The following is a 7,323-nucleotide window of genomic DNA, read 5'->3' on the forward strand; positions in this document are numbered from 1 at the left end:
GGGGCCGGTGCGGGCCTCCACTCCGATGCGGGATCAGGCTTCCGCGTCGAGCTCCGCCAGCCGCGCGATCGTGTCGTCGTCGAGTTCGGCGAGCCGCGCCGCGGTCTCCTCGTCCAGGCCGGCCAGCGCATTCAACTGGTCCGGGGTCATGCCCTCGGGGATCGGCACCGGCGCCGGCGTCCGCAGCGGTGGCTGCCAGCCCTCCGCAGGAGTCCAGCGGCGTACGACCCGTGCGGGCGCCCCCGCCACCACGGCGTGGTCGGGCACCGTGCCCCGGACCACCGCGCCGGCCGCCACCACCACGTTCCGGCCGATCCGCGCCCCCGGCAGGATCACGGCGCCGGTGCCGATCCAGCAGCCCGGGCCGATCTCGACGGGCTCCATACGCGGCCACTGCTTGCCGATGGGCTCGTGCGGGTCGTCGTAGGAATGGTTCGTCGAGGTGACGTAGACGTACGGCCCGAAGTAGCAGTCGCTGCCGATGGTGACCGTCGTGTCGGCGATGACGTGGCTGCCGCGGCCGAGGACGACGCCGTCGCCGAGGCGCAGGATGGGGTCGGGGCCGAGGTCGAGGTCGGGCATCAGGCCCGCGGTGAGGGTGACCTGTTCGCCGACGATGCAGTGGGCGCCGAGGTGGATCCACGGTTCGCCGAAGACGGTGCCCAGCGGGAAGGCGAGTCTGGTACCTGTTCCCATCGCGCCGAAGCGGAACCGTCCCGGGTGCGCGGCGGTCACGGAGCCCGTGCGCTGCACCCAGGCCCAGCTCGCGTGGACGGCGCGTTGCGCGAGGTGGCGGCGCCATTCTGAGAACGTGTTCTTGCGCTTGGGCACCCGCTCACGGTACTCAGCGTGAGCCGCACCCATGAGGTCCGGCCGCTGTGATCTTCGCCCTACCTCATGACATACGGTGCGGGTGTCTCCGACGGTTGGGAGGGTCTTATGACGCACAGGGCGTTGATCGTAGGTATTGGTGGCAGGGAGCCGGAGGTCGATGAGTCGGCGTTCGTGGCTCCTACGGCGTCCGTGATCGGGGACGTGACGCTGTCTGCGGGCGCGAGTGTCTGGTACGGGGCCGTTTTGCGCGGTGACGTCGAGCGGATCGTCGTCGGAGCCAGCAGCAATATCCAGGACAACTGCACGTTGCATGCCGATCCCGGGTTTCCGGTGACTGTCGGGGAGCGGGTGTCCGTGGGGCACAACGCCGTTGTGCATGGGGCGACCGTCGAGGACGACTGTCTCATCGGGATGGGGGCTACGGTGCTCAACGGGGCGGTGATCGGGGCGGGTTCGCTCGTTGCTGCGCAGGCGTTGGTGCCGCAGGGGATGGTGGTGCCGCCGGGGTCACTGGTCGCCGGGGTGCCCGCGAAGGTGCGGCGCGAGCTGAGCGGGGAGGAGCGGGAGGGGTTGACCCTCAACGGGACCATGTATGCGGAGTTGGCCAAGGCGCACAAGGGGGTGCATGAGTAGACCGGTTGGCGGGTGCGGGTTGCCTGTGGCTGGTCGCGCAGTTCCCCGCGCCCCTTTGGGTCGGACTACTCGGCGGCGTTTACTGGTTCGGGTTGGTTCTTCTCGGCTGACATCTTCTGCGCCTTGCGCCTCACCATCAGCATGGAGGCCAGGCCCACCAGTACTGCCGCTGCCAGGCCGAAGTACGAGAAGCGCTTGAGCCAGTCCTCGGCGACGATTCCTACGTAGTAGACGACGGCCGTGGTGCCGCCGGCCCAGATGACTCCGCCGAGGAGGTTGGCGGTCAGGAACTTCCAGTACGGCATGTGCAGTACGCCTGCGAGCGGGCCGGCGAAGATGCGGAGCAGGGCGATGAAGCGGCCGAAGAAGACGGCCCACATGCCCCATTTCTCGAACGAGCGCTCAGCGGTGGCCACATGGCCCTCGCTGAAGTGTCTGGGGAACTTGTTGCCCAGCCAGGCGAGCAGGGGGCGTCCGCCCTTGCGGCCGATCGCGTAGCCGATGGAGTCGCCGATCACCGCGCCGAGGCTGGCGCAGGCGCCGAGGACGATCGGGTTGATGCCGGAGTGCTGGGAGGAGAGCAGCGCCGCCGAGACCAGGACGATCTCGCCCGGCAGCGGGATGCCCAGGCTCTCCACCCCGATGACCAGCGCCACCACGGCGTAGACGGCCACCGGGGGAACCGTGTCGAGCCATTCCTGGACGTGCAACGCCGGTCCTCCCGAACTCATGAACTGCCTTGCGGGCGTGCGCCGCGCAAAAGGGCGCACTCCGGGAAGGGTACCGCCCTGCGTCACGCGTCGACGCCCCGCCGATCGGCCGCATCGGAACCGCTCCGTTACCTACTGGGCGGGCAGAAAGGGCTCCCACTTCCCGCAATTCACTTAAGGTAGCCTTGCCTAAGTTGGCCGGTTTCCGGAGGGTGGCTGGTGGGAGCAGGGGAACTGTCGGGGCGGGACGTCCTGGCGCGCTCGGTCAAGGGACAGCTACGACGCGTCGCTCTCGGCTCGGCGCTCGGATGCGTGCACCAACTGGGGGAAGCCCTGGTGCCGGTGCTCATCGGTGTCGTCATCGACCAGGCCGTCGCCGGTCAGGACGCGGGGCGACTGGCGCTCTGGCTCGGCGTACTGGCCCTCATGTACGTGACGCTGTCGTGGAGTTTCCGGCTCGGCGCCAAGGCCGGTGAGCGCGGGGCCGAAGAGGCCGCGCACACACTGCGGTTGGCGATCGTCGGGCGGGTGCTGGACGCCCGCGGCGGTGCCGAGGACGGGCGGCTGCCCGGTGAGCTGGCCAATGTCGCCACCGAGGACGCCAAGCGGGTCGGCGCGGTCAACATGGCGCTGATGAGCGGGATTTGGGCGATCGCCGGGGTCGCCGTGAGCGCCGTCGCGCTGCTGCTGATCTCTGTGACACTCGGGCTGATCGTGCTGCTGGGGACGCCTGTTCTGCTGTGGCTGGGGCATCTGCTGTCCAAGCCGTTGGAGCGGCGCAGCGAGGCCGAACAGGACCGGGCCGCCCATGCCTCGGGTGTGGCCGCCGACCTGGTGGCCGGGCTGCGGGTGCTGAAGGGGCTGGGCGCTCAGCAGGCCGCTGTCGAGCGGTATCGGCGGACGAGTCGTATCTCCCTTGCCGCCACGCTGCGTTCGGCGCGTGCCGAGTCCTGGCAGACCGGGCTCGTGCTCGCGCTGACCGGTGGATTCATCGCGCTGATCGCCCTGGTGGGCGGACGGCTCGCCCTCAATGGGTCCCTTACGTTGGGGCAGTTGGTGTCGGCGGTGGGGCTCGCGCTGTTCCTGCTGGGGCCGTTGGAGACGTTCGCTTGGGTCAACGCCGAGCTGGCCCAGGGCCGCGCCTCGGCCGCCCGGGTCGCGGAGGTGCTCGCCGCCGGGCCCGCCGTCGTGGACGGCGACGACCCGGTGGCCGAGCCCGTGCGCGGCGACCTGCGGCTGCGGGGCGTGCGGCTCGGTGGCCTCGACGGCCTCGATCTCGACCTGCGCGCCGGGCAGTTGACCGGCATCGCGGTGACGGATCCGGCCGGCGCCGAGGCCCTGTTGCGCTGCCTGGGCCGGGAGACCGACCCCGAGTCGGGTTCGGTGGAGCTGGACGGCGTACCGCTGACCCGGCTGGATCCGACGGGACTTCGGGCGGCGGTGCTGGTCGCCGCCCATGACGCGGCTCTGTTCGAGGGCTCGTTGGCGGCCAACGTGACTCCGGAGGAGGAGTCCTCTTCGGGTGCGGATGGCGACCGTCCCCTCACCGAGCGCGCCATGGCCGCCGCCCGCGCCGACGAGGTCGCCGAGTCCCTGCCGTACGGGACCGACACCGGTGTCGGTGAGGGCGGCCGGTCGCTGTCGGGCGGGCAACGTCAACGCGTCCTGCTGGCACGGGCGTTGAGGGCCGGGGCGCCGGTACTGGTCGTCCACGACCCGACAACGGCCGTCGACACGGTGACCGAGGCGCGGATCGCGGAGGGGCTGCGCGAGTTCCGGCAGGGCCGGACCACCATCGTCGTGACCAACAGCCCGGCACTTCTCGCCGTCACCGACCACGTGATCCTCCTCGACGCCGGGCGCGTCGGCGCCGAGGGCACCCACGCGGATCTGGTGCGGACCGACGCGACCTACCGGACGGCGGTGCTGGCATGACGACGGAAGACATACGGACGACGGATTCCGGTCGCGCCCTGCTCCCCACCGCCACGCCCGCCCGCACCCGTGCCGCAGTGCGCGAACTCCTGCGCCCGCAGCGCGGGTTGGCCTTCGCCGGGTTCGGGCTGATGGTGGTCGCCACGGCCGTCGGACTGCTCACCCAGCCGCTGCTGGGCCATATCGTCGACGTGGTCACCGAGCACCGCTCCCCGGACGCGCTCACGCTGCCCGTGGTCGCGCTGGCCGGGGTCGCCGTGGTCCAGGGTGTGACGACCGCGCTGGGCATGTCGCTGGTGTCCCGGCTCGGGGAGACCGCGCTCGCGCGGCTGCGCGAACTGTTCGTCGAGAGGGCACTGTCGCTGCCCCTGGACCGGATCGAGAAGGCCGGGTCAGGAGACCTCAACTCCCGTGTGACGCGCGATGTTTCGCGGGTCGCGGACGCGGTGCGCGGCGCGCTGCCCGAACTGGCGCGGTCCGCGTTGTCGATCGTGCTGACGCTGGGCGCGCTCGCCCTGCTGGACTGGCGCTTCCTGCTCGCCGCGCTGATCGCGGTGCCCGTGCAGGCGCACACCGCGCGCTGGTATGTGCGCAACGCCGTTCCCCTGTACGCCAAGGAGCGCATCGCGACCGGGACCCAGCAGCAGCAGTTGCTGGACACCATCGGCGGGGCGCGGACCGTACGGGCGTACCGGCTGCAGAAGGGGCACACCCGGCAGGTCACCGAACGCTCGCGCGCGGCCGTGGAGTTGACGATGAGCGGGGTGCGGCTGATGCTGCGCTTCTACAGTCGGCTGCACATCGCCGAGTATCTGGGGCTGTCCGCCGTCCTGGTCACCGGGTTCCTGCTGGTGCGGGACGGTTCCGCCTCGGTCGGTACAGCCACCGCGGCCGCGCTGTACTTCCACAGTCTCTTCGGGCCGGTCAACACCGCGCTGGTGCTGCTGGACGACGCCCAGTCGGCAACGGCCGGGCTGGCGCGGCTCGTTGGGGTCGTGGACGAACCCGCGCCGGTGGCCGCCGCGCGTGCTGACGACCGTACGACCGCCGCCGGACCCCCGTCCGTGACGCTGACCGGTGTCTCGCACGCGTATGTGGCGGGCCGTCCGGTACTGCACGACGTCGATCTGGAGATCCGGCCCAAGGAGCGGGTCGCGCTGGTCGGGACGACCGGTGCGGGCAAGACGACGCTCGCCAAGCTGGTCGCGGGGCTGCACCGCCCGCAGGCCGGACGGATCGACGTCGGCGGCGAAGAGCCGGACGAGGCAGGGCAGTTGGTCGGGCTCGTCACGCAGGAGGTCCATGTCTTCGCCGGGCCGCTCGTCGACGATCTGCGGCTGGCCCGCCCGGACGCGCACATCGAGGAACTGCGGGAGGCGCTCGAAACGGTGGGCGCGCTCGGCTGGGCCGAGGCGCTGCCGGAGGGCCTGGACACGGTCGTGGGCGACGGCGGTCACCGGCTGACCGCCGACCGCGCCCAGCAACTCGCCCTGGCCCGCCTGCTGTTGGCGGACCCGCCGGTCGTCGTGCTCGACGAGGCGACGGCGGAGGCGGGCAGTTCGGGCGCCCGCCAGCTCGACGAGGCCGCCGAACAGGCCCTGCGCGGCCGTACCGCGCTGGTCGTGGCGCACCGGCTGAGCCAGGCCGCCTCCGCGGACCGGGTGGTCGTCCTCAGCGACGGCCGGGTCGTGGAGAACGGCACGCACGACGAACTCCTCGCCGCCCGGGGCCAGTACGCCGCGCTCTGGCAGGCCTGGTCCGACAGCCGCTCCTCCAGCACCCCCTGAACCCGTCACCCCCCGCCGACCCATCGCGACGAACAGAAGGATCATCCGATGCCCCGCGCCACCAGAGCCTCCCGGCTGTCCGGCCTGCTCGCCTCCGTACTCCTGCTGGCCGTCACGGCGGTGGGCTGCGGCTCCTCCGACTCCGGTTCCGATTCGTCCTCTTCGGAGACGGCGGGTTCGGAGGCGAAGGTCTCCGCCGACGCGTTCCCCGTGACGATCGCTCACAAGTTCGGCAGCACGACGATCAAGTCCGAGCCCAAGCGCATCGTCACCGTCGGCCTCACCGACCAGGACGCCGTGCTCGCCCTGGGCAAGGTGCCGGTCGGCACGACCGAGTGGCTCGGCGGCTACAAGGGCGCCATCGGCCCGTGGGCGACGGACAAGTTGAACGGCGCGGCCGCGCCGACCGTCCTCAAGGACACCGGCACCGGCCCGCAGGTGGAGAAGATCGCCGCCCTGAAGCCCGATCTGATCCTCGCCGTCTACTCGGGCCTGACCAAGGCCCAGTACCAGAGCCTGTCGCAGTTCGCGCCGGTCGTCGCCCAGCCGAAGGCCTACAACGACTACGGCGTGCCGTGGCAGCAGCAGACCGAGGAGATCGGCCAGGCGCTCGGCAAGTCCGCCGAGGCCAAGACCCTGGTGGCGGGCGTCGAGGCCAAGTTCGACGCGGCCAAGAAGGCCAACCCCGCCTTCGCCGGCGCTTCCGCCGTCATGGCCACCCCGTACGAGGGCGTGTTCGTCTACGGCAGCCAGGACCCGCGCTCCCGCCTCCTGTCCGACCTGGGCTTCTCGCTCCCGAAGGACCTCGACAAGGTCATCGGTGACACGTTCGGCGCCAACATCAGCAAGGAGCGCTACGACCTGCTCGACCAGAAGGTCGCCGTGTGGATCGTGCCCGACACCACCACGGCCGTCACCAAGCTGCACGACGACAAGATCTACGGCGACCTGAACGTGGTGAAGCAGGGCCGCGAGGTCTTCGTCAAGGAGACCAGCGACTACGGCAACGCGGTATCCCTGTCTACCGTGTTGAGCATCCCCTACGTCCTGGACCGGCTGGTGCCGCAGCTCGCGGCGGCGGTGGACGGCAAGACGTCGACGAAGGTGGAGCAGCCCGCCTCCTGACTCAACGGAAGGGGGGCCGGCCCGAGTTCACGACTCGGACCGGCCCCCCTTCCGTGTGCTCAGACCCCGTCGACCAGGCTCTTCGGCCGCATGTCCGTCCAGTTGGCCTCGATGTGGTCCAGGCACTCCTGCCGGGCGGCGGGTCCGTGCACGACCGTCCAGCCGGCCGGTACGTCCACGAAGTCCGGCCACAGGCTGTACTGGCCCTCGTCGTTGACGAGGACGGAGTAGACGCCTTCGGGGTTCTCGAACGGGTTGCTCATGTCGGGGGTTCCTTGCCTCTCGTGCGCTGTGGTGGG

At 71.0% G+C, this 7,323-nt stretch carries 7 protein-coding genes; 4 read left to right on the forward strand and 3 right to left on the reverse strand.

Annotation, left to right across the window (positions count from 1 at the left end):
- Positions 1–33: 33 nt before the first annotated feature.
- The gene (locus SSP08S_RS28340) at positions 34–831 is read right to left on the reverse strand and encodes an acyltransferase (RefSeq protein ID WP_026178891.1); all 798 of its coding nucleotides are present in this window, start codon (positions 829–831) and stop codon (positions 34–36) included.
- A 108-nt stretch (positions 832–939) separates the two neighbouring features.
- On the opposite strand from SSP08S_RS28340, the gene SSP08S_RS28345 reads away from it, so the two are divergent.
- The gene (locus tag SSP08S_RS28345; protein WP_019071023.1) at positions 940–1,467 is read left to right on the forward strand and encodes a gamma carbonic anhydrase family protein; all 528 of its coding nucleotides are present in this window, start codon (positions 940–942) and stop codon (positions 1,465–1,467) included.
- A 65-nt stretch (positions 1,468–1,532) separates the two neighbouring features.
- On the opposite strand, the gene SSP08S_RS28350 is transcribed toward SSP08S_RS28345, so the two are convergent.
- Positions 1,533–2,177, reverse strand: a complete 645-nt coding sequence (locus SSP08S_RS28350) for a DedA family protein (RefSeq protein ID WP_019071024.1) — start codon at positions 2,175–2,177, stop codon at positions 1,533–1,535.
- A gap of 219 nt (positions 2,178–2,396) precedes the next feature.
- Between SSP08S_RS28350 and SSP08S_RS28355 the strand changes: the two genes are divergently transcribed.
- From SSP08S_RS28355 to SSP08S_RS28365, 3 genes are read left to right on the forward strand one after another with little or no spacing between them, the layout of a single operon-like run.
- Entirely contained in the window at positions 2,397–4,112 is a 1,716-nt protein-coding gene (locus tag SSP08S_RS28355) for an ABC transporter ATP-binding protein (RefSeq protein ID WP_019071025.1), read from the forward strand.
- A complete protein-coding gene (locus SSP08S_RS28360; RefSeq protein ID WP_019071026.1) occupies positions 4,109–5,899 on the forward strand; it encodes an ABC transporter ATP-binding protein in 1,791 nt (596 codons plus the stop codon). Before SSP08S_RS28355 ends, SSP08S_RS28360 begins: the two co-directional genes overlap by 4 nt.
- A 48-nt stretch (positions 5,900–5,947) precedes the next feature.
- Positions 5,948–7,024, forward strand: a complete 1,077-nt coding sequence (locus SSP08S_RS28365; protein ID WP_019071027.1) for an iron-siderophore ABC transporter substrate-binding protein — start codon at positions 5,948–5,950, stop codon at positions 7,022–7,024.
- A 59-nt stretch (positions 7,025–7,083) separates the two neighbouring features.
- Here the strand turns inward: SSP08S_RS28365 and SSP08S_RS28370 are convergent, their stop codons facing one another.
- On the reverse strand, positions 7,084–7,287 hold the full coding sequence (locus SSP08S_RS28370; protein ID WP_019071028.1) for an MbtH family protein: 204 nt from the start codon (positions 7,285–7,287) through the stop codon (positions 7,084–7,086).
- Positions 7,288–7,323: the final 36 nt, after the last annotated feature.

This window comes from Streptomyces hokutonensis (assembly GCF_000376565.1).
Taxonomy (GTDB): domain Bacteria; phylum Actinomycetota; class Actinomycetes; order Streptomycetales; family Streptomycetaceae; genus Streptomyces; species Streptomyces hokutonensis.